This window comes from Streptococcus sp. HMSC067A03 (genome assembly GCF_001814295.1).
Classification (GTDB): domain Bacteria; phylum Bacillota; class Bacilli; order Lactobacillales; family Streptococcaceae; genus Streptococcus; species Streptococcus constellatus.
The window spans coordinates 34,698-58,409 of the sequence record NZ_KV815680.1; the positions used below are offsets into that span (position 1 = coordinate 34,698).

Annotated in this window: 19 protein-coding genes and 1 tRNA gene; 16 read left to right on the forward strand and 4 right to left on the reverse strand. The window is 37.7% G+C overall.

Annotated elements, in window-relative coordinates:
- Nucleotides 1–49: 49 nt before the first annotated feature.
- Together rbfA and HMPREF2963_RS07340 are read left to right on the forward strand one after the other, a co-directional pair.
- The gene (gene rbfA / locus HMPREF2963_RS07335; RefSeq protein WP_003033710.1) at nt 50–400 is read left to right on the forward strand and encodes a 30S ribosome-binding factor RbfA; all 351 of its coding nucleotides are present in this window, start codon (nt 50–52) and stop codon (nt 398–400) included.
- 158 nt (nt 401–558) lie between these two features.
- Nucleotides 559–2,190, forward strand: a complete 1,632-nt coding sequence (locus tag HMPREF2963_RS07340) for a Na/Pi cotransporter family protein (protein WP_003070346.1) — start codon at nt 559–561, stop codon at nt 2,188–2,190.
- Between the two features lie 635 nt (nt 2,191–2,825).
- Here the strand turns inward: HMPREF2963_RS07340 and HMPREF2963_RS07345 are convergent.
- Nucleotides 2,826–3,353 carry a hypothetical protein gene (locus tag HMPREF2963_RS07345; protein ID WP_003025950.1) on the reverse strand — a complete coding sequence of 176 codons (528 nt, stop codon included), beginning with the start codon at nt 3,351–3,353 and terminating at the stop codon, nt 2,826–2,828.
- Between the two features lie 685 nt (nt 3,354–4,038).
- Between HMPREF2963_RS07345 and nagA the strand changes: the two genes are divergently transcribed.
- The 8 genes from nagA to HMPREF2963_RS07385 all read left to right on the forward strand — a co-directional run bounded on the left by nagA (nt 4,039) and on the right by HMPREF2963_RS07385 (nt 13,758).
- Nucleotides 4,039–5,193, forward strand: a complete 1,155-nt coding sequence (gene nagA / locus HMPREF2963_RS07350) for an N-acetylglucosamine-6-phosphate deacetylase (RefSeq protein ID WP_070669299.1) — start codon at nt 4,039–4,041, stop codon at nt 5,191–5,193.
- A 314-nt stretch (nt 5,194–5,507) separates the two neighbouring features.
- Nucleotides 5,508–6,353, forward strand: a complete 846-nt coding sequence (locus tag HMPREF2963_RS07355) for an aldo/keto reductase (RefSeq protein ID WP_070669300.1) — start codon at nt 5,508–5,510, stop codon at nt 6,351–6,353.
- A gap of 549 nt (nt 6,354–6,902) precedes the next feature.
- Nucleotides 6,903–7,655 carry a DUF6261 family protein gene (locus tag HMPREF2963_RS07360; RefSeq protein ID WP_049482216.1) on the forward strand — a complete coding sequence of 251 codons (753 nt, stop codon included), beginning with the start codon at nt 6,903–6,905 and terminating at the stop codon, nt 7,653–7,655.
- A gap of 561 nt (nt 7,656–8,216) precedes the next feature.
- Nucleotides 8,217–9,014 carry a hypothetical protein gene (locus tag HMPREF2963_RS07365; protein WP_261786514.1) on the forward strand — a complete coding sequence of 266 codons (798 nt, stop codon included), beginning with the start codon at nt 8,217–8,219 and terminating at the stop codon, nt 9,012–9,014.
- A 356-nt stretch (nt 9,015–9,370) separates the two neighbouring features.
- On the forward strand, nt 9,371–9,901 hold the full coding sequence (locus HMPREF2963_RS07370; RefSeq protein WP_070669302.1) for a hypothetical protein: 531 nt from the start codon (nt 9,371–9,373) through the stop codon (nt 9,899–9,901).
- Nucleotides 9,902–10,528: 627 nt separating this feature from the next.
- Nucleotides 10,529–11,443, forward strand: a complete 915-nt coding sequence (gene glyQ, locus HMPREF2963_RS07375; protein ID WP_070669303.1) for a glycine--tRNA ligase subunit alpha — start codon at nt 10,529–10,531, stop codon at nt 11,441–11,443.
- A gap of 2 nt (nt 11,444–11,445) precedes the next feature.
- On the forward strand, nt 11,446–13,485 hold the full coding sequence (gene glyS, locus HMPREF2963_RS07380; protein WP_070669304.1) for a glycine--tRNA ligase subunit beta: 2,040 nt from the start codon (nt 11,446–11,448) through the stop codon (nt 13,483–13,485).
- 15 nt (nt 13,486–13,500) lie between these two features.
- A complete protein-coding gene (locus tag HMPREF2963_RS07385) occupies nt 13,501–13,758 on the forward strand; it encodes a DUF896 family protein (RefSeq protein WP_003070331.1) in 258 nt (85 codons plus the stop codon).
- Between the two features lie 47 nt (nt 13,759–13,805).
- Here HMPREF2963_RS07385 and HMPREF2963_RS07390 read toward each other — a convergent pair whose 3' ends face one another.
- The 3 genes from HMPREF2963_RS07390 to HMPREF2963_RS07400 all read right to left on the reverse strand — a co-directional run bounded on the left by HMPREF2963_RS07390 (nt 13,806) and on the right by HMPREF2963_RS07400 (nt 16,295).
- Nucleotides 13,806–14,471 (reverse strand): potassium channel family protein, encoded by a 666-nt coding sequence (locus HMPREF2963_RS07390; protein ID WP_006270110.1) that lies wholly within the window; start codon nt 14,469–14,471, stop codon nt 13,806–13,808.
- An 11-nt stretch (nt 14,472–14,482) separates the two neighbouring features.
- Nucleotides 14,483–15,838 (reverse strand): TrkH family potassium uptake protein, encoded by a 1,356-nt coding sequence (locus HMPREF2963_RS07395; protein ID WP_003070328.1) that lies wholly within the window; start codon nt 15,836–15,838, stop codon nt 14,483–14,485.
- Nucleotides 15,839–16,106: 268 nt separating this feature from the next.
- A complete protein-coding gene (locus HMPREF2963_RS07400) occupies nt 16,107–16,295 on the reverse strand; it encodes a helix-turn-helix transcriptional regulator (RefSeq protein ID WP_003070327.1) in 189 nt (62 codons plus the stop codon).
- Between the two features lie 153 nt (nt 16,296–16,448).
- On the opposite strand from HMPREF2963_RS07400, the gene rsmH reads away from it, so the two are divergent.
- The 6 genes from rsmH to HMPREF2963_RS07430 all read left to right on the forward strand — a co-directional run bounded on the left by rsmH (nt 16,449) and on the right by HMPREF2963_RS07430 (nt 23,596).
- Nucleotides 16,449–17,399 (forward strand): 16S rRNA (cytosine(1402)-N(4))-methyltransferase RsmH, encoded by a 951-nt coding sequence (gene rsmH / locus HMPREF2963_RS07405; RefSeq protein WP_070669305.1) that lies wholly within the window; start codon nt 16,449–16,451, stop codon nt 17,397–17,399.
- A gap of 8 nt (nt 17,400–17,407) precedes the next feature.
- On the forward strand, nt 17,408–17,725 hold the full coding sequence (ftsL, locus tag HMPREF2963_RS07410) for a cell division protein FtsL (RefSeq protein ID WP_003070323.1): 318 nt from the start codon (nt 17,408–17,410) through the stop codon (nt 17,723–17,725).
- A gap of 3 nt (nt 17,726–17,728) precedes the next feature.
- Nucleotides 17,729–19,987, forward strand: a complete 2,259-nt coding sequence (gene pbp2X, locus HMPREF2963_RS07415; RefSeq protein WP_070669306.1) for a penicillin-binding protein PBP2X — start codon at nt 17,729–17,731, stop codon at nt 19,985–19,987.
- Between the two features lies 1 nt (nt 19,988).
- Nucleotides 19,989–20,972, forward strand: coding sequence for a phospho-N-acetylmuramoyl-pentapeptide-transferase (mraY, locus tag HMPREF2963_RS07420; RefSeq protein ID WP_048800364.1), 984 nt, complete (start codon nt 19,989–19,991; stop codon nt 20,970–20,972).
- Nucleotides 20,973–21,365: 393 nt separating this feature from the next.
- Nucleotides 21,366–23,324: a peptide ABC transporter substrate-binding protein gene (locus HMPREF2963_RS07425; RefSeq protein WP_070669307.1), complete on the forward strand. Its 1,959-nt coding sequence runs from the start codon at nt 21,366–21,368 to the stop codon at nt 23,322–23,324.
- A gap of 186 nt (nt 23,325–23,510) precedes the next feature.
- Nucleotides 23,511–23,596: transfer RNA gene (locus HMPREF2963_RS07430), tRNA-Leu, on the forward strand.
- Nucleotides 23,597–23,712 lie beyond the last annotated feature (116 nt).

Sequence of the window (23,712 nt, forward strand, 5' to 3'; positions counted from 1 at the left end):
TATTGAGGTCTGCCTCAACCTTTTTCTAAAATAAGCGAAAGGAGACATCATGGCAAATCAATTTCGTGTGGATCGTGTGGGGATGGAAATCAAACGCGAAGTCAATGAAATTTTGCAAAAAAAAGTTCGTGATCCACGTGTTCAAGGAATTACCATTACAGATGTGCAAATGTTGGGCGACTTGTCAATGGCAAAAGTGTACTACACGCTGATGAGCAACCTTGCTTCTGAACAAGAAAAAGCTCAGACCGGTTTAGAAAAGGCGAAAGGAACCATCAAACGTGAATTGGGTCACAACTTGAAGATGTACAAAATCCCTGATTTGACTTTCATCAAGGATGAATCGATTGAATATGGGAACAAAATTGATCAAATGCTCCGTGATTTAGATCAAAAATAAAGCGTGATTTTAGCTATATCAATATATTTAAAAAGAAAGGAAATTTTATTTTTCTTTCTTTTTTTGATAAAAATGCTAAAAAAGGCTTGTTACTTTTACACTTATCCTTTAAAATAGAAAAGGAGATAATCCGCTACAGATTTTTCGGAGGAGAAAAGATGTCCATCAATTGGCAGCAAATTATATTTAGCTTTTTAGGCGGTTTAGGACTTTTCCTATATAGTATTCGGATGATGGGAGATGGTTTGCAGCAGGCTGCAGGTGATCGGCTTCGTTATTTCATTGACAAATATACCAGCAATCCATTTTTTGGTGTTCTAGTTGGAATTGGTCTAACAGCCTTGATTCAGTCAAGTTCAGGTGTGACAGTTATTACAGTTGGATTGGTGAGTGCAGGTCTTTTAACGCTCAGACAGGCAATTGGGATTGTCATGGGGGCCAATATTGGAACAACGGTAACCTCTTTTATCATTGGTTTTAAACTGGGCGATTATGCATTACCCATTCTCTTTTTAGGAGCGATTTGTCTCTTCTTTACCAAAAAACGCTCTATCAATAATATCGGTCGCGTTCTATTTGGGGTGGGGGGGATCTTCTTTGCTTTGAATTTGATGAGTGGTGCTATGGAGCCATTGAAAAATTTAGATGCTTTTCGTGAGTATATGATAAAGTTGAGTGGAAATCCAGTCCTAGGTGTATTTGTAGGGACAGGTATTACCTTGCTGATCCAAGCCTCATCAGCAACTATTGGTATTCTACAAAATTTATATGCGAGCGGCTTGATTGAGTTAAAGGGAGCTTTGCCAGTCCTTTTTGGGGATAATATCGGGACAACGATTACAGCGATTATTGCATCATTAGGAGCCAATATTGCTGCTAAACGTGTGGCAGGTGCCCATGTCACTTTCAATGTGGTCGGTACCGTTTTATGCTTGATCGTTTTAGGCCCATTTACGAGCTTAATTCATTGGTTTCAAGCAGCACTCCATTTAAGCCCAGAAATGACCATCGCCTTTGCTCACGGAACTTTTAATGTTACCAATACGATTATTCAATTTCCATTTATTGGCTTGTTAGCTACCTTGGTAACAAAACTGATTCCAGGTGAAGATGAAGTTGTGAAATATGAACCGCTTTATTTAGATCCGATTTTAATCAAACAAGCTCCGTCTTTGGCGCTTGGAAATGCCAAAAAAGAATTGCTTCATTTAGGACGTTATGCGATGCGTTCATTTGAGTTGGCTTATGATTATATTGTGAACAATACTGAAAAGTCAGCAGACAAGGGACACAAAGTAGAAGAAGCAATCAATAAGATTGATGAAGATCTCACACGTTACCTCATTGATTTATCTAGTGAGCCTCTTAGCCAAAAAGAAAGTGAAGTACTGACAAATATTTTGGATTCATCTCGAGATTTAGAAAGAATCGGAGACCATGGTGAAGCGTTGATTAACTTGACAGACTATATCCGTCGGAAAAAGGTGGAATTTTCTCCAGCAGCTTTGCAAGAGTTAGAATTGATTTATAACATGACTCTGACTTTCATTAAAGAATCCCTGGCTTCTGTAGAAAATAATGACATTGAGTTGGCGGATAGCTTAGTAACTAAGCATGAAGCGATTGATAAAATGGAACGAAAGCTACGGAAAACGCACATTCATCGTCTGAATAGAGGAGAATGCTCGACACAAGCAGGAGTAAACTTTATTGATATTATCTCTCACTATACGAGAGTAGCGGATCACGCCATGAACTTGGCGGAAAAGGTCCAAGCGGAACAAATATAATCATGAGAAATAAACTGCTGGTGCAGTTTGTTTTTTTGTACCCTACTTATCTTGCATGATCAAGTAGAAAGTTTATTAATAATGGCTCTATGAGATCAAGTTGGGTACACAAGAAAAAGTGGAACATCTGTGCTGTAATACTAGCTTGACTCTGTTATTAATCCAATGTGATAGAGCAAATAGAGGTTGAATAGAACTTGAAAGATGTCACAGTTTATCTTTATCAAAACTTACAAACTCTAAACCAGTTCATCAAGGAGAAAAATACAAATTTCGAAATATACTTTTTATTTTTGATTAAATCTTTCTTGTAAAATTGCATTTGTTAAACTATTCGAACCTCTTATTGCTGGCTATCAGTAGATTGTGGGTATTGAATTAAAAAAAGTTTTAGTATGTTCTATAAGCCAGACTCATGTTTTTTGATGAGAATATTATTGTGATGGGGAGATTGTCATAACTAGTTTATTAAGGATGTTCGGAAACTAGTCATATAAAAAGCCAATCCTCATAAAGCGAGGAATGGCTGGTTGTTTAATTTATTATTAGAACAATATGTATTGAAAGTTAATTTAGCTGCTATGTACTGTATACATACATGATGTGAGAGAAGCTAAACATTAGCTCCTACTGAATTATTCAAAAGTAACCTTAATTGGTACTTTGGCTATGGTTTCTGTGATATCATAAATGACTTCTAAATTGCATTCTAAAACTTTTGGCTTAGTAATACTAACCGCTTCCAATGCATTTATTGGTAATTTAATCCCACCTTCAGAAACAGCAGAAGCTTTTAAGGTATCAGAACAAATGATAATTTTATGGTCATCACTATTAGAAATATTATTGACTTTACCATTACGAGTTTGCACTTCATATTCCTTATTGGAAGTATTTTTATAAGCTAGTTTAAGAGTATATTCATAATCATCTTTTTCCAACCCTTTATAGGTGACCGTAAGACCTTTGCTTTCATAAATAACTGTATCAGTAGCTGTGGTAGAAAATTCAACAACTTTTGATTTTTGTTCTGCTTTTTGACTAGAACTAGTCTTGGGTACTTCAGAAGATGATGTGTTTGTTGATTTCTTATTATTACCACAAGCAGTTAAAAACAGAATAGCAAGTAAGGAAACAACAACTGTAAAGACTTTCTTTTTCATGGTACACCTCCAAAGATAAGTGTGCTAGGTGAAGACTAAAGTCATTTAAAGCTGATTTGTCTCTTCTAAATTTGAATTTGGAATCAGCTCCTTGTGACAACAATCAACACAAAATACTTTTTCCTACTTTTATTATAGCATTATACAAATAATTATTCAATAAAAGATAGAACATAAAGACTTAAATAAGGTAGTAACCGGAAAGTCGAATATAAACTTGATGGTTTAGGTTGAGTGCCTTAATTGATTCATTTGACAGAAATTATCTATTTAGTACTAAAAATATGAAAACAACAAGAAAAAACAAGACGACTATAAGGTTGGTCTGAATTTAATATCGAAAAATATCTAGCAAACAAGACTTGCAAATGGAATGAGTACTAGTATATGTCCTAAAATAAGCAGCATCAAAGTCAGCTCTTGCCAATATGGAATTTAGATCACTCTTTTAAACGAAGTGTACTACAAGTTTGTTAAATGGACAGTATAGAAAATAGTATAAACAGTAGTGTTTATACAATCACTTAAAATCTAGCAAGATAGGTCTATACCATTTACAAAAAGGAAAGAAAGCGATATAATGAAAGAGACATAATGAACAATGCGAGAGTGATTTAAAATACCATTTACAGTTGTCTAAAGTGACAGCTTATATAAACTCTCACTGAAAGAAGGAGGTTTTATTATGCCTAAATATATTCAAGCAGATCGATTTTTCTATCCCCATGGTATCCGTCAAGGTGGCTACTTGGAAATCACAGATGGTAAATTTGGCAAATGGACGAAAGCTATTCCGGCAGGTGCGGATGTGATAGATTATACAGGTTATTCTATCGCACCGGGACTGGTGGATACCCATATTCATGGTTTTGGCGGTGTAGATGTGATGGACAATAATATTGAAGGAACTCTGCATACCATGAGTGAAGGTCTGTTGTCGACAGGTGTTACCAGTTTTTTGCCGACAACCTTAACCTCAACTTTTGAATCGTTACTAGCGGTCACGGAAAATATCGGTGCTCATTATCAAGAAGCGACAGGTGCTAAGATTCGTGGCTTATATTTTGAAGGTCCGTATTTCACAGAAAAATATAAAGGAGCCCAAAATCCAATTTACATGAAAAATCCTCGAATAGATGAATTTCGTGCTTGGAAAAAAGCATCGAATGGTTTGCTCAATAAAATCGCTTTAGCTCCAGAACGAGAAGGTGTTGAAGATTTTGTTCGAACCATTACTGATGAAGGCGTAACAGTTGCACTTGGGCACTCAAATGCAACTTTTGATGAAGCTAAAGTTGCGGTAGATGCTGGCGCTAGTGTCTGGGTTCATGCTTATAATGGCATGCGTGGTCTGACTCACCGTGAGCTGGGCATGGTCGGCGCTATGTACGAGCTGCCACACACTTATGCTGAGCTGATCTGTGATGGACACCATGTGGATCCAAAGGCTTGTGACATTTTGATGAAGCAAAAAGGTCATGAACATATTGCCCTCATTACCGACTGTATGACAGCTGGTGGACTAGAAGATGGCGATTATATGCTGGGTGAATTTCCGGTTGTAGTGGAAAATGGCACTGCTCGACTCAAATCAACAGGCAACCTAGCCGGTTCTATCTTGAAATTAAAAGATGGTCTAAAAAATGTTGTAAAATGGGGTATTGCTAATGCGCACCAAGCTGTTATGATGGCGACGCTCAATCCAGCAAAATCCGTTCATATTGAGGATGTTTGCGGTCAAATCAAGGAAGGGCACGATGCTGACTTTATCGTTCTTGACAAGGATTTGGAACTGGTTGCAACCTACTTGGACGGCGAAAAGAGATATGAAGCTAAATAGAATCTTTTTATCTTGAAAGAGTTGGGAAACCGACTCTTTTCATTTTACTTTTTAAAATACATGTAGTTAAGAAAAGGTTTTTAAGGATTTGAATTGCAATAAGGGGCGTGATATAATGAGGTTATCTGAGTCGTATGCTCATGATTGTAGTTGGCATAACTTTTATTACTTATAGTTTTCTCGGCAGGGGAATGGCACCAACCAAGGAGAATGTCTTTAAACCCAAATCCTTGAAAAAGAAAGTTAAGAAATAGATTTTTTGTTGGAAGGGGTAGTTGACTGGGCTGCCTGCTTGCTTAATAAAGGAGACGGAGATGGAACGTTATCAATTAAACAATGGTGTAGAGATTCCGGTTTTGGGCTTTGGAACTTGGAAGGCTCAGGATGGTGAAGAGGCCTATCAGGCAGTGCTGACAGCACTTGAAGCAGGATACCGGCACATTGATACTGCGGCTGTTTATAATAATGAGGGAAGTGTGGGTCGTGCAATCAAAGACAGCGGTATCCCGCGGGAAGAGCTCTTTATTACGACCAAGCTCTGGAATGGTAATCATACTTATGAGGAGACTCAAGAAGCTTTTGCCCGCTCCTTAGAGCGTTTGGAGCTGGACTATCTGGACCTCTATCTTATCCACTGGCCCAATCCAAAACCTCTGCGGGAGCAGGAGGCTTGGAAGGAGCGCAATCGGGAGGTTTGGCGGGCTATGGAAGACCTCTATCGGGAGGGGAAAATCCGAGCTATCGGTGTCAGCAATTTCCTGCCTCACCACCTAGAGCCTCTGCTTGAGACAGCGCGTATTTTGCCCGCGGTCAATCAAATTCGTCTGGCGCCTGGTGTCTATCAGGCTGAAACAGTGGACTATTGTCGTAAGCATGATATTCTCCTAGAGGCTTGGGGTCCCTTCGGTCAAGGGGAACTTTTCCACAATGAAGAAGTCGAGGCTATGGCCGATAAATACGGCAAATCTGTCGCCCAAATCGCTCTGGCTTGGAGCCTGCAAGAGGGCTTCCTGCCCCTGCCCAAGTCGGTTACGCCTGAGCGAATCAAGAGCAATCTGGACTGCTTTGACATTACCCTCAGTCCAGCAGATCTAGAAGTGCTGAAAAACATTCAAGGTCTTGAAGGCGGCGCTCCAGATCCAGATAAGATGGATTTTTAGATGATGATTGACTGAAACTGTAATCAAAACTTTCTCTTCTGTGCGATAAAGAAATCAAAGGGCTGATTGAGGAGGTTATTGAGCTACTGGGAGTGGGAAGATAAGGAAGAAAAGAAGCAGTCAAGGCTTCAGTCAATATCATTTATCAACGTCCTACTCCAATCTAGGAGTCGAATCGTCTTCCTTACTAAAATTTGGAGGGAATCTAGCTTTCAGATAGTCCTATTTATGAAAATTTCCAAATAATCTATCCCTCGAATGACAGGATTTACTAAAATTGATTGGCATTCTATGTCTAGGATGACACTAATCACTAAAGTTTCTAGGTATTCTAAGTCTTGAATGCTCGGATGATTCGTTTTTTATAGACAAATAGTCCCCGTCGGAAGGTTTACTAGCAATCAGATGGGGATTTTTGCTGTCTTTTTTCTTTGAAAAAGAGGAAAATGCTCTTTTCGGAGCTTAAAAACAACATTTCAGAGTAGCCTTGCCAAAGATTTATCACCACATGCTATACTTGTTTTATCATATTTTTGGAAAGGATTTATTATGACAAAAACCTACACCATTCGCCCCCTGCCTTACAGCAACTTTACTAACCGTGAGTTTGAGAGTCTGATGACGGACTCTCATCAGGTTCTCACTAGCTTTGCCAAGTCCTACAAGGATGAGGCTATGTATGATAATCATCTTGAAGTCTTTGACAGTAAGCTGGAGCAATTCCAAGCCCAGTTGGCCAGCGTAGAAAATAAGCAGACCTTGAGTTTAGCAGAAGTGGATAAGGAACGAGACAGTGCCCTAGTCGGACTGTTTACCTTGCATAGGGGTTTTGCCAAGATCAAGGAGCCCAATCTCAAAGCCGCCCACGAAACCCTAACGCCAGTTCTTGCGAAGTATAAGGACATCACCAAGCATACCAATGATGTCGCAACTGCTGAAATCAAGAGCCTTCTCAAAACCCTCAAGGAGGAACCTTATGATGCAGCAGTGACTACCTTGGGTCTTCTGCCGATGCTTACCGCCGTGGCAACAGCTCAGGAAGACTATGACCGGGCAGAAGCTCTAGCGCGTGCAGCCAAGTCTAGCAAAGAAGTCGGCAAAACCAAGCAGCTGCGTACCGAGCTCTCCCGTATCTATGACCTCTTTATGCGCTATACCGCAGCCTCCGCAGAAGCCTATCCCGAAAAACTCCACTTTGCTAAACTCCTAAAAGACCTCAACACCATCCGCGACAGCAAGCGCCGCCTATCCAGTCCAAGCAAGAAAACAAAAACGGAACCAGCAGCGGAAGTGGCAGGGTAAAGTCAATCCCTTAGAATGATTTCTAGGGGATTTTTGGTGGATTTGAGGTATAATTTGAGTAAATATATAAGATGAATTAAAATGGGGTTACAAAACTTATTACAAGTCTAAGAGTGTGATATTAAAATGGTTCATTGTGAATACAATATTATGAAATATAATAAAAGAATAAGCGTATTATTTATTATAAACACTATATATTGTATATATTTCTTACCCCTGTTCTATATGTTGTAATAATTACTTGTTTTCTTTTGCATTTTTTGATACAATTTTAACATAGAAAAAAAGACGATAGCTGTAACTAACGTCTTTGACAAGGGTAATTGAATTTTAGAGGTAATGATGGTAAGCACTATTCAAAAATTCTATTACAGTTTAACATTTATCTTGAAAAATGTAAATTAAAATTTTCTGCCCTTGCTTTTCTATAATAATTAAAGAAAGAAGGTATGTACTATACATATATCAAAAATTTTAAATAGAGAGCAAATACAAATTGGCTTAGATTTTTTAGATGTTGATATAGAGAAGGATGCACGCTTATTTATAGATCCATTATTGCTGCCAGCAGATTATGAAGCAATTGTAGTTGACTTTTTAGCAACAGCTTATGATTTATATTATCAAAAAAATCAAAAAGACTATGCATTGGGACTATTTACTCATTCAAAAGAATGCGATGCAATGCACTTAGGTTACTCCTCAAGTAAATCTAAAGGTAAGGGGGTTTCCAAAGAAATGCTAGATCAATATTTTGGTTATGTTTCAAAAGCTATAGATTCTTTAAAGGAAAGATTATTGACCTCTATTGCCATGCCAGTTTTTGTTAAAAGATTTTCTAAGGATAGAATGTCTGATTTACTCACAAGTCTTTTGAAGAAAAAATTATTAGAGTATTCTTTGGAACAAGCGAAAATTCATGGTTTGAAAATTAGTGACGAGGTTGTAAATTTTGATTATTGGGACATAGAAAATCATCAGTGGTCTACATTTGAAAGTCGCTATGTCGTTGTTCAAAATAATGATAAAAATGACGATGAACTTTTAATCCTAGTTCCTAAAAAGATTGTAAGCCAGAGTTTTGTTGTGACTCCTACTAGATATATTTCAGCTATTTTTGATCGAATTCAGACGATGTTTAAAGATAAGAGGCCTAATGAAAAAGTTTTGACTAAAAAAGAGTTAAGAAAAAGAGAGATTACTGATAGATATGTGACTGACAAGGATAAAGAATATATACTTGATAAAACAATGGAAAATCCTGATTGGTTTGAAAGGTATTATGATCATTCAGTAAAATTTAATGATAACAAATCATTGTCAGATGATGTTTTGATTAAATATCTAAAGAAATAAGTTGTAATTGAATAGTGATTAAAGAGAGGGCGAGTAGCGCCTTTTCTTTATGTGTGCTAAGTAAAAGAAGACTAGAAGAGAATTTAAAAGTTAGGGAGAAGAGATGAATTTTTTTACTATTCCAGGATTTATTGGTGCAATTTTGACCCTTTTGTATATATTATTTTCTAAAAACGATTCGGATGAAAATAGTTTTAAGAAGGATGCATTTTTTAAAGTTATTTGAAAAATATAGAACTGGAGAAATGACGGTTGATAACATTTTTTCTATATTTGACCAAACTGGGGTCTTTGAACTAAGTTAGATAAAAAATGCTGTGTTTCAATTTTTTTGTAAAAGAAAAGGAGCAATATTCATGAAAAAAAGTATTGGCGTTAGAGGGGCATACTTATTATTTTCTGAGCAAGAAGAGATAGAGTTGAGAGAAAGTTGTTCTAAAGAAGGAGTAGAACTTCTATTTTTTGGAGAAGACAGTATACAGGCTTCTTTTGATTCTTTTATTGAGATAATTTTAAACGATGAAATGTTGAGGGCGGTAGCCGTAGGTCTTGTGGTTGAACTGCTAAAAGAGTTAATCATTAAAATTTTAGCTGTTATTAAGAATAAAAAAATAGTAAAGGTGGAATCAGCTGGTAAAATATCACCAGCGACTATCACGATAAAAGCTTCAACTAAAAAGGGTATAATTTATCAAGAAGTATCGGATGAGATTTTTGATAAGAAATTCTATAAGTCAATAAAAAAGATAATAGAAGCGAAGAGGATCTTAGATACTAACGAAAAAGATGGTTTAAACGATTTATACATAGTCGAAAATAGTATCGGAGACCTTGAAATATTGACTTTGAGAGAATATATTGAGTATAGAAAACATAAAAAAGAGTGAGGAAAATGAGTAAGACAAATATTCCCCGCCATGTGGATACCTTTTAGGAGGAGGAAGTGGCTCCGCTGACGGAGATTGTCGCCAATATTAACAGCGAGATTGAGACCAAGACCTCCGACCTCCTGAACATGCTGGACCAGCTCAGAGGCACCATCCAGAAGCTTAGCAAGAACTAGACAAGCTTTTGGAAGGGTTTAGGTAATGATTCACTATGGAGATAAGTAAAATAGTAGTTTTAGTTAGATAACAAATGGAACGAATTAGATAACCATCTGATAGGTGTTTACTAGCTCAATTAGTGTAGTTTGTGTGGAAGTTCTAACAAATATACATGAAAGAAAATATTTTCCTTTTACAAATTTCCTATTTCTTGCTATAATGTTTTGTATGAAAGAAGTCTCATGCAATTACTTGCTAGCGAGTCTGGGATGGTGGAAGCCAGATAAGAGCTGAATGAAGATGGAGCTTTCGGTAAATTTTAGTCCTTGATGTTATCTTAAGGCTATATTAACAATGAAGTAATAAACTAGGGTGGAACCGCGTTTTGACGCCCCTATGCAAAGCTGTATAGGGTGTCGTATCGATGCAGTTCTACTTTTTTTGATGATAAGGGATAAGGAGTTATAAATGTCTAAAAAATTAACCTTTCAGGAAATTATTTTAACGTTGCAGCAGTTTTGGAATGAACAGGGCTGTATGCTCATGCAGGCCTATGATAATGAAAAAGGTGCTGGAACCATGAGCCCATATACTTTTCTTCGTGCCATTGGACCTGAGCCATGGAATGCGGCTTATGTCGAACCTTCGCGACGTCCAGCAGATGGGCGTTACGGCGAAAATCCGAATCGCCTCTACCAACATCATCAGTTTCAAGTTGTAATGAAACCAAGCCCAAGCAACATTCAAGAGTTGTATTTGCAGTCGTTAGAATTGCTGGGGATTAACCCGTTGGAGCATGATATTCGTTTTGTTGAGGATAACTGGGAAAATCCTTCAACTGGTTCTGCAGGTTTGGGTTGGGAAGTATGGCTTGACGGTATGGAAATCACGCAGTTTACTTATTTCCAACAGGTCGGTGGTTTGTCTACTGATCCAGTTACCTCAGAAGTAACTTACGGTTTGGAGCGGCTAGCGTCCTATATCCAAGAGGTGGATTCCGTTTATGATATTGAGTGGGCAGATGGAGTTAAGTATGGCGAAATTTTCCGTCAGCCAGAATTTGAACATTCAAAATACAGTTTTGAAGTGAGCGACCAAGCCTTGCTTTTAGAAAATTTTGATCATTTTGAAGCAGAAGCAAAACGCTGCTTGGAATATAATCTTGTGCACCCTGCTTATGATTATGTGTTGAAATGCTCACATACTTTTAATTTGTTGGATGCGCGCGGAGCGGTTTCTGTGACAGAGCGAGCGGGTTACATTGCTCGGATTCGGAATTTAGCACGCATTGTTGCTAAAACCTTTGTGGCAGAACGCAAACGGCTAGGCTATCCATTGTTAGACAAAGCAACACGTGAGAAATTATTGTCTGAGGAGGAATAAAAATGACGAAGAATTTATTGGTTGAGTTAGGGCTTGAAGAAATGCCTGCTTATGTTGTAACACCAAGCATGAAACAATTGCGTGATAAAATGGCAGCCTTTTTAACAGACAATCGTTTGACATTCGATAAGATTGAAATGTTTTCCACTCCTCGTCGCTTGGCTGTACGTGTGTCCAATCTAAGTGAAAAGCAAACAGACCTGACAGAAGACTTCAAAGGACCAAGTAAGAAAATTGCTTTGGATGCAGATGGTCATTTTACGAAAGCTGCGCAAGGCTTTGTTCGTGGAAAAGGTTTGACGGTTGAAGATATCACATTTCGTGAAGTAAAAGGTGAGGAATATGTCTATGTCACCAAACAAGAAATCGGAAAACCTGTTGAGGAATTGATTGACGGTATTGTGGATGTATTGAAATCATTAACTTTTCCTGTAAATATGCACTGGGGTAGCCATACATTTGAATATATTCGCCCTGTTCATACCCTCACCGTGTTATTGGATGATGAATCTTTTTTGATGAATTTGTTTGATATTGAAAGTGGACGGACAAGTCGGGGGCATCGTTTTCTAGGTCATGAAGTGAAGATTCAGTCTGCAGATTCTTATGAAGAAGATCTGCGCGAAGTTTTTGTCATTGCTAGTCCAATGGAACGAGAAAACATGATTTTGGATCAAATCAAAGAAATTGAGAGAATGCACAATGTTCATGTGGAAATTGATGAAAATTTGCTAGATGAAGTGCTGAACTTGATTGAGTATCCAACCGCCTTTATTGGGCGTTTTGACGATCGTTACTTAGATGTGCCGGAAGAAGTCCTTGTTACGTCTATGAAGGTTAATCAACGTTATTTTGTTGTTCGCAATGAAAATGGCAAGCTTCTTCCATATTTCGTATCGGTACGCAACGGAAATGCAGAACACCTCGAAAATGTCGTTAAAGGAAATCAGAAAGTTTTAGTGGCTCGGTTAGAAGATGCAGAATTTTTCTGGCGCGAAGATCAACGATTGATTATTTCTGACTTGGTTGACAAGTTGAAAAATGTAACTTTCCATGAAAAAATTGGCTCATTAGCGGAGCACATGGAACGAACAGCAAAGATCGCAGCTCTTTTAGCAGAAAAAGCACACTTATCTACTCGGGAAGCAAAAGATGTAGCCCGTGCCGCATCTATTTACAAATTTGATTTATTGACCGGTATGGTTGGAGAATTTGATGAATTGCAAGGTATCATGGGAGAAAAATATGCTCTACTTGCAGGAGAAAACACAGCAGTAGCTAGAGCTATTCGAGAGCATTATTTACCAACTGCCAGTGACGGTGAATTGCCAGATACGAAAGTTGGTGCTATTTTAGCCATTGCAGACAAGATAGACACGATTCTTTCGTTCTTCTCAGTCGGACTCATTCCAAGCGGTTCAAATGACCCTTATGCTCTTCGTAGGGCAACACAAGGTGTTGTGCGCATTTTGGATAAATTTGGTTGGCATATTGCCTTAGATGAATTGATAGAACAGCTCTATGCGCTGCAGTTTGATAGTCTCACATATAGTAACAAAGAGCAGGTACTTGATTTCTTCCGTGCGCGTATTGAAAAAATGATGGATAATGATATTCCGAAAGATATCGTAACAGCTGTGCTCAACAGCTCGACGTTTGTTGTACGTGATTTGGTCGAGGTGGCGGCTCTTCTAGCAGAAAAAGCACAAGAAAATTCTTTCAAACCAGCAGTTGAAAGTTTGGCGCGTGTCTTTAATTTGGCAGAAAAAGCAGAAGCAGTGAGTGTTGTGAATGAAAGTCTGTTTGAAAATGAAGAGGAAAAAGAACTTCATACAGCAATCGAGCACTTGACTTTATCTGATGATCTTGCAGGTAATATTGAACAATTATTTGCTTTAAGTCCGGTCATTGATGCCTTCTTTGATAACACCATGGTCATGGCAGAAGATGAAGCAATCCGAGCAAATCGTTTGGCGCTTTTAGTCACTTTAATGACAAAGGCTAAAAAAGTAGCACAGTTTAACCAAATCAATACGAAATGATAAGAGGTGAATTTTATGGATTCAAAGAAAATTGCACGAATCAATGAGCTTGCCAAGAAAAAGAAAACAGTTGGCTTAACACCCGAAGAGAAAGTAGAGCAAGCTAAGTTGCGGGAAGAATATATCGAAGGGTATCGTCGTAGCGTTCGTCACCACATCGAAGGAATCAAGATTGTAGATGAAGCAGGAAATGACATCACGCCAGAAAAGCTCCGTCAAGTCCAACGAGAAAAAGGCCTGCACGGTAGAAGTTTGGATGATCCAAATTCGTAACAGAAATGATATAAAAATCGCTGAGAAATATTCTCAGCGATTTTTGGCTATTTGGTAATATCCTCAAAATGATCAAATGTTTGACTATCAACGACAGCCATTAACAGTTCTTTATCTTTAAAAATGTAGCTAGGTGGTGTATCAATATTAAGTACACCATCAGGATTTTCTCGAAAACCGATAATATTCAGATTATAGTTTTGACGAAGTTTCAATTGTGCTAAATTTTTACCAATCCAGGATTGAGGTGGATAAAATTCAACAATGGCTACATTTTTGTCTAATTCAATCACATCAGTAGTGGCTTGGTGCAAGATATTTTTAGCAAGTGAAATCCCAGTTTCACGTTCAGGGGAGATGCAGCGATCAGCCCCGACTTTTAGCAACACTTTTCGGGTTGTCTTGCTTTTTACCTTAGCAATCACTTTTTCAACGCCTAAAGATTTACAGTGCATGACGGCAAGGACGCTGGATTCTAGATTATCCCCAGTAGCGACCACTACAGTATCACAAGTATCAATTCCTGCTGCCTGTAGCAAATCATAGTCTGTAATGTCTCCTACAACTCCGCGTGCCAAAACTGGTTCAAAATGATTGATGACATCATCATGATCGTCAACTGCAATAATATCGCAGTTGTATTTGCAAAGTGTGTTAATGATACTGCGACCGAAAACTCCTAGCCCTAGTATACCAATTGTTCGTTTATCCATGAAATTCCTTCCTATCCAACGATAATATTTGCATTGGCAAACTTAATCGCTTCTTTTTTATTTGGTTTTCGATTGGAGAGACTGACAATTAATGTCAACGGTCCAATCCGTCCGATAAACATCAAAAACATGATAACTGTTAAAGCTGCATGATTTAAAGTAGGTGTTAAATTTGCAGTCACTCCCACCGTTCCAAGAGCAGACATCGCTTCAAACATTAAATAGATGAACCGATGCCCATTATCTGCAGTCAATGTTAAGAATGTCAGTCCTAAAATAAAGGTTGTCGTAAAGACAATCAAAACACTGAAAGCTTTTTGAATGGTGGATGGAGAAAAGGTATGGTGTCCGAAATTTGTATTAGGCAAACCAAGAATTTCTGTTCGAGCAAAGGCTAATACAACTAAGAAAGTGGTAATTTTCAGTCCGCCTGCTGTTCCTCCAGGAGCACCCCCTAGAAACATTTGAATGATGTAAAGAAGTAGTGTCACCGGACGAGCTTGAGTATAGTCAATCGTTGCAAATCCAGCTGTCCGCATGGTGACGGTTTGAAAGAAACTAACTAAGAGTTTATTTCCCATAGGAAGCCGACCGATTGTGTTTGCATTGTGATATTCCGTTAAGAGTGTCAAACAGGTTCCGCTTATTAAGATAATGGCAGTCAAAGCTAGAACTAATTTTGTATGAAAACGTAGTTTTCTTTTTCGACCATTTGTTTGAATATTTGTTTTTAGGTCGAACCAAACTGAAAAACCTAAACCACCCATGATAATTAAAGCAGCAATGGTTAAATTAACCAGAGCATCTGTTTGATAGGCTAGTAAACTATTACTACCTAAATTATCAAATCCGGCATTACAAAAAGCAGAAATAGCAAGGAAAATGGAAGTTAGAGCGCCCTTTCCCCAGCCTAAAAGAGGGATAAAACGAAAACTGAGAATCAAGGCTCCAAGGGTTTCTATACTAAAAGTGATTAGAAAAATCGAGCGGAGAAAATCACGTATAGAATTTGTTTCGTTTTGACTGAGACTTTCTTGCAAAGTGGTCCGATTGGAAAGGCTGAGTTTCTGATTGGAGCGGACGTAAATCAGCCCGATGAAGCTAATCAGCCCCAAACCACCGATTTGAATAAGAAGCATGCAGATAATCTGTCCCCAAATATTGTAAGTATCTGCAACAGACTGCGTAAAAAGTCCGGTCACACAGACCATTGAAACCGACGTGAAGAGATGGTCGAAATAGTTGGCTTTAGAAGTTGCTACCTGCACGAAAGGCAGATCTAAAAGAAGAGAGCCCACCACGATAACGAAGGCAAAACTCAATAAAATACGCCTCGCAGGAGACAATCTTGATAAAAAACGTGACATTCTTATCTTCCTTCATAGAATAATGACTTTATTTTACCACAAAGCAGCTTAAAAAACGAGAAGGAAGGCGCAAGAAGTCTAATCCTTCTTCAAAAATTTTCGACCGAGAAAGATGCAGCAAGCAATCACTGCCACATCTATCCAAAACAATATCGGATCTGTCAAGGTGAAGAAAAAGTAGAAGGAAATGATAAAGAGAATAGCTAGAAGAGGTAAGATAATTTTTTTGTATTGTTGAAGATTCATTTGAATTTAGTCTTTCTATTTTTTACTTGTTCCAAAAAAGTGTATTTAGGTCTGTCTTCAAAGCTAGTGCTAAACTAATGCAAAGTTCTAGTGTTGGGTTATATTTGTTGTTTTCAATCATGTTAATTGTCTGCCGCGAAACGCCAATCTTTTTAGCAAGGTCCAATTGTGAGAGATCTAATTTTTTTCGGAAATCTTTTACTCGATTCATGCTTTTATCCTTGGTTTGATGTCAAATATAACTGACTTTTATAATTATATTATTATAGAAGAAACTAAGTAAATATGTCAAGTATAATTGACAAAAAACTTTACATGATTCTGAAATTCATTTTTTAAATCTTTATGGTATAATAGTGAAGATATGACAAATGAATTTCATCATGTAACAGTTCTTCTACACGAAACCATTGATCAGCTTAATGTAAAACCAGATGGAATCTATGTTGATGCGACATTAGGCGGGGCAGGGCATAGTGAATATCTTTTAAGTAAATTAGGAAAAAACGGTCATTTATATGCTTTTGATCAAGATCAGACCGCTATTGATTATGCTCAAAAACACTTAGCGCTTTATGTAGCGCGAGGAATGGTGACCTTTATCAATGATAATTTTCGTCATTTAAAGGAACGTTTGCGTGAGTTAGGTGTTGAAGAAATTGATGGCATTTGTTATGATTTAGGGGTTTCTAGTCCGCAATTGGATGAGCGCAAGCGTGGTTTTTCCTATAAACAGGATGCTCCGCTTGACATGCGGATGAATCAGGATGCAAAGTTGACGGCTTATGCAGTAGTCAATCAATACAGCTATCACGATTTGGTGCGGATTTTCTTCAAGTATGGAGAAGATAAATTTTCAAAGCAAATTGCTCGGAAAATTGAGCAAATGCGTGAAAAGAAACCGATTGAGACCACTACGGAGTTAGCAGAGATTATCAAATCTGCTAAGCCTGCCAAGGAATTGAAAAAAAAGGGGCACCCTGCTAAACAGATTTTTCAAGCCATTCGCATCGAAGTTAATGATGAGTTGGGAGCGGCAGATGAGTCCATTCAACAAGCGATGGACTTGTTGACGGTTGATGGGCGTATTTCGGTGATTACGTTTCATTCGTTGGAGGATCGCTTGACCAAGCAGCTTTTTAAAGTAGCCTCAACAGTAGAAGTACCGAAAGGGTTGCCGTTTATTCCAGAGGAATTACAGCCTAAAATGAAGTTGGTCACTCGGAAACCCATTTTACCAAGTCAAGAAGAATTAGATCAAAATAATCGAGCCCATTCAGCTAAGCTGCGTGTGGCGCAAAAAGTACATAAGTGAGGATTGAGATGGCAACTAGAACAAGAACAACTGGCCAGATACTTCAGGCACGAATTCAAAAATTTTCTCGTGTTGAGAAAGCATTTTATGGAGCGATAGTCTTGACAGCGGTTATCTTAGCAACCAGTGTTGTCTTTATGCAAACAAAATTATTGCAGGTGCAACGTGATTTAACGACTGTCAATTCAAAAATTGAAGCAAAGCGCACAGAACTAGATGATGCTAAACAAGAAGTAAACGAATTGATTCGTAGTGAACGTTTGTCAAAATTAGCAAGTTCACAGGAAATGACCCAAAATAATGAAAATATCAGAACGGCGGAATAAAGCATGAATGGACTCAAAAGACAAATTTTAAACCATGCTTTGAAAAATCGGAGAAATCCTAACTATAACCGTAGACGAGTGGGGAAAAACCTAAGCGTTTTGACGGTTTTTGTCTTTTTTGTTTTCTTGATCAATTTTGCAATTATCATTGGAACTGGAAAAAAGTTTGGTGTGAACTTGGCTAAACAAGCAAGTCTGGTGCATCAGGTGACAAGGATTGTACCCGCAAAGCGTGGAACGATTTATGATCGCAATGGTCTTCCAATAGCTGAAGACGCAACTTCCTATAATGTTTATGCTGTTATTGATAAAAACTATAAGTCAGCAACTGGAGAAATTCTTTACGTAGAAGAATCTCAATATGACAAAGTAGCTGAAGTGTTTAATAAGCATCTCGGCATGGAGAAGGATTACGTCAAAAAGCAATTATCTCGAAAAAAATTACAGCAAGTTTCATTTGGTTCCCAAGGAAATGGAATCAGTTATAGTAATATGAATACCATTCGTGAGGAATTGAAAAAGGCAAAAATAAAAGGAGTTGATTTTACAACTAGTCCAAATAGAAGTTATAAAAATGGGAATTTTGCTTCAGTGTTTATTGGATTAGCGCAACTTCAGGAAAATAAAGATGGTAGCAAAACGCTTGTTGGTACGACAGGTTTAGAAGCTGCTTTAAATAAGACATTAGCCGGAACAAATGGAGTCATCACCTATGAAAAAGATAAAAACGGAAATATAGTACCAGGATCTGACAAGGTTTCAAAGAAAACACAAGATGGAAAAGATATTTATACAACCTTATCCTCAGACTTACAGTCTTTCCTTGAAACGCGGATGAATGCGTTTGTAGAAAAAGCTAAGGGAACTTATGCCAGTGCCACATTAGTCAGTGCAAAAACTGGGGAGATTCTTGCAACGACACAGCGTCCAAGCTTTGATGCTGATACGAAGCAAGATCTGACAAAAGACTTCGCTTGGTCCAGTGCTCTCTATCAAAATCAATATGAACCGGGCTCAACGATGAAAGTCATGACACTCGCTGCGGCGATAGATAACAAGACTTTTCCAGCAAACGAAACCTATAATAATAGTGGGCTGCAAATTGCAGATGTGACGATTCGTGACTGGCTTGTCAATATGGGGCTTTCTGAAGGGCAAACACTAACATATGCCCAAGGTTTTGCCCTTTCTAGTAATGTGGGAATGGCTTCTCTTGAAAAGAAAATGGGAGATGAAAAATGGCTAGACTACCTTAGCAAATTTAAATTTGGATTACCCACGCGTTTTGGAATGAATTATGAAGATTACGGTGGTCTTCCGGCAGATAATATCGTAACCTATGCAATGAGTGCCTTTGGTCAGGGAATTTCAGTTACGCAAGTACAAATGTTACGGGCTTTTTCTTCCATAGCCAATGATGGCGTAATGGTTGAACCAAAATTCATTAGTGCTATCTACGATTCAAAAAGTGGTCGTGCACGCAAGAGTTCTACAGAGATTGTTGGGCGTCCTGTTTCAAAAGAGGCTGCTAAGACAACGAGAGATTATATGGTAACTGTCGGTACAGATCCTGTTTACGGAACCTTGTATAGTAAGGCGGAAGGTGGTCCAATTATCAGAGTGCCTAACCAAAATGTGGCAGTTAAATCAGGTACAGCGCAGATTGCAGGTGAAAATGGTAGTGGTTATCTAACAGGTGAAAATGATTACATCTATTCTGTTGTGGCTATGACACCAGCTGAAAATCCCGATTTTATCATGTATGTAACTCTGAAGCAACCTTCAGAATCTTTCCAACCCATTTTCTGGAAAGAAGTTGTTAACCCTGTATTGGAAGAGGCTGTAGCGATGAAAGATACGCTGAACTTGACGACACAATCTCCTGTTCTAAAATCTGTTTCAAAAGAATTGACTTATAAAATGCCCTCCGCTAAGAATACTAGTCCTGGTGATTTGGCTGATGAATTACGACGCAATCTTGTGCAACCTATTGTTTTGGGAACCGGTAAAAATATTAAGAAAGTTTCCGCGAAAGCAGATGAAGAGCTGAAGTCCAATAAGCAAATTCTTATCCTAACAGATGATTTTACAGAAATGCCTGATATGTATGGTTGGACGAAGAAAAATGCTGAAACATTTGGTGATTGGTTAGGCATAAAAGTCCATGTCAAAGGTAAAGGCTCAAAAGTTGTAGCTCAAAGTGTCAGGACCAACGCATCGCTTAAAAAAATAAAAGAAATAACAATTACATTAGGAGATTAGCATGTTACAAGCTATCATTGCAGGTATTGTGACTTTTATTCTAACTTTAGTTGGAATACCTGCTTTTATTCGTTTTTATCACAAAGCCCATATTTCCGGCCAACAAATGCACGAAGATGTGAAACAACACCAAGCAAAAGCTGGAACTCCTACTATGGGAGGAACTGTGTTTTTGCTAGCTTCTGTGTTATCTAGTTTTGTGACAGCTCTCATTTCTAAAGAACTTTCAAGTGCTGCCTTGATGGTACTATTTATTCTGGTTTTGTATGGTATCGTTGGTTTCTTGGATGATTTTTTAAAGGTTTTTCGTAAAATAAATGAAGGTTTAAATCCCAAGCAGAAACTAGCTCTTCAAATTATCGGTGGCATTGTTTTTTACTTCTTTTTTGATACCCACGGTGGGGGAGATTTACTCAATGTTTTTGGTTTCCCACTTCATTTAGGCTATCTTTATATTGCTTTTACTCTCTTTTGGTTGGTTGGCTTTTCCAACGCAGTCAATTTGACAGATGGCATTGATGGATTGGCCAGTATTTCTGTTACAATCAGTTTAGTAGCTTATGCAGTCATTGCGACAGTTCAACATCGTTTAGATATTTTAATTGTTATTTTGAGTATGATTGGTGGTCTGCTTGCATTCTTTATTTTCAATCATAAACCAGCCAAGATTTTTATGGGGGATGTAGGAAGTTTGGCTCTTGGTGGTATGTTAGCAGCAATTTCGATAGCGCTTCACCAAGAATGGACGCTTCTTATCATTGGGATTGTCTATGTCTTTGAGACAACTTCAGTTATGATGCAGGTTTCTTATTTCAAATTGACTGGAGGCAAACGGATTTTTCGGATGACACCAGTTCACCACCATTTTGAACTAGGTGGTTTGTCAGGTCATGGTCAAGCTTGGAGCGAATGGAAAGTTGATTTCTTTTTCTGGGGAATCGGTCTTATAGCTAGTTTACTAACACTTGCGATTTTATATTTATAAGAGAAGTGACTCATTTTAAAGTACTTTAAAATGAGTTTTTTATATAATATCTGAAAAATTTTCTAAAAATTCATAATTTATCTTGTATTTATATAAAAAAGTGTATAATAGGTTCAATATTTAGTCAAAGGAGGGTAGCGGTTGCTGTTTTAATAAAGTAGAGTATCTTATTTTTTTAACTCAAAAAGAATGTTTATTCAACTTAGTCTAGATAGCGGAATTTGTAATTTTTGATTCTTTATGCATAATTAAAACTATTTTGATTGTATAACCTAATAAATGACTATTATTTAAATGGATAATATTTTTTGTTAAAAAATGATTTTTACTTTTTAAAACTGTTTTGGCATAATATGCGATGTAATTAAATGTGATATTAGAGGAGGTTTATCTATGAAATCATCAAAATGGATTATTGCAACGGGAGTTGTGCTAAGCACTGGAATCTTATTAGCAGGTTGTGGCAAGTCAACTTCTAATACGTCAACATACTCATATGTGTATACACAAGATCCAGACACGTTGAATTATCTGATGGCTAATCGTGCGACAACTTCAGATGTTGTGACCAATTTAGTTGATGGATTATTAGAAAATGACCGATACGGAAACTTAGTTCCAGCACTCGCTAAGTCATGGACAGTCTCCAAAGATGGTTTGACCTATACCTATAAATTACGTAAAGACGCAAAATGGTACACATCAGAAGGTGAAGAGTACGCAGGTGTAAAAGCACAAGACTTTGTGACAGGTTTGAAATATGCTGCAGATAATAAATCTGAAGCCCTTTACCTTGTGCAAGATTCTGTCAAAGGATTAGATGCGTATATCAAAGGGGAGACAAAAGATTTTTCAACAGTTGGTGTGAAAGCTGTAGATGATTATACAGTACAGTATACTTTAAGTCGTACGGAACCTTATTGGAATTCAAAAACAACCAATAATATTCTCTTTCCAGTAAATGCGGACTTTTTGAAATCGCAAGGAAAGAATTTTGGTTCTGTGAAACCGAGTAGCATTCTTTACAACGGTCCATATCTGCTGAAGTCTTTGACGGCTAAATCCTCTATGGAATTTGCTAAAAATCCTCATTACTATGATAAAAAGAATGTTCACTTGGACAATATCAAATTGACTTATTATGATGGATCGGACCAAGAAGCGCTTATCCGAAACTTCACAGATGGCGCCTATAGTGCGGCTCGTCTCTATCCAAATAGTTCAAGTTTTGCTTCTGTCAAGAAACAATATGCCAACAATATCATCTATAGTTTACAAGATGCAACTAGTTATTATTACAATTTTAACTTAAATCGTCAGTCTTACAATCACACATCTAAGAAAACAGATGCTCAAAAATCTTCAACGCAAGAAGCGGTACTAAACAAAGCTTTTCGTCAAGCTATCAACTTTGCTTATAACCGCACTTCTTACGGTGCACAAAGTAATGGGAAAGATGGTGCAACAAAGGTGTTGCGGAACACGCTTGTGCCACCAACATTTGTTTCCATTGGAGATAAGACTTTTGGCGATGTGGTATCCTCTAAGTTAGTAAATTATGGTTCAGAATGGTCTAATATGAATCTGACTGATGCGCAAGATGCTTACTACAATCCAGAAAAAGCAAAAGCTAAATTTGCTCAGGCAAAAGCAGAATTGCAGGCCAAAGGTGTTCAATTTCCCATTCACTTAGACGTACCAGCTGATCAAACTAGTAAAATCGGTGTTCAGTGGGAAAGTTCTATGAAACAATCTGTTGAGTCTGTCTTAGGAGCCGATAATGTTGTGATTGATATTCAGCAGATGAGCTCAGATGAACTGAACAATATCAGTTATTTTGCCAATACTGCCGCTCAAAAAGATTATGATTTGTACAATGGTGGTTGGTCAGGAGACTATCAAGACCCATCCACTTATCTAGATACCTTGAATACTAAAAATGGTGGTAGTTTGCAGAACTTTGGCTTAGAACCAGGTCAAGAGAATGCTAAGATAAAGGCTGTTGGTTTGGATACCTATACTACAATGCTTGAGGAAGCAAATGCTGAAACCAATGAGACGAAACGTTATGAAAAATATGCTGAAGCACAAGCGTGGTTGATTGATAGTGCTTTGACAATGCCTAATCTCTCTCTTGGAGGGACTCCGTCTGTGACAAAGACTGTTCCGTTTAGTCGTTCTTACTCTCTGGTAGGGATTAAAGGTGGTTCAAGTAACTACTTTAAATATGTTAAATTACAAGATAAAATTGTGACGACTAAAGAATACGAAAGTGCTAAAAAGAAATGGCTGAAAGAAAAAGAAGCGTCTAATCAAAAAGCACAAGATGATTATGAAAATCATGTAAAATAAAACGGGTACAAGAAATTTCTATGAACGATAAGTTTCATAGAAGTTTCTTTTTTGTACGAAAAGAGCTGTTTTAAAACGATACTGCTTAAAATGCATGTTTCGGATTGTTTACTGACAGTTCCATTTTTTCAAAAAAATTTCTTGACAAGGTGGTTCTATCTTGTTATACTAATAAAGTACTCAATCGCGGGGATGGCGGAATTGGCAGACGCGCAGGACTAAGGATCCTGTGACCGCTTTAGGTCGTGAGGGTTCAAGTCCCTCTCTCCGCATCAGATAGGCTGGCTTCGGTCAGTTTTTTTGTTTTGCCATTTTGAAATATGAGAATGAGAAAATTGTTTTATATGAGAAAACGCTTAAAAGATTAGGAAATGCTGGTATTTTTTCC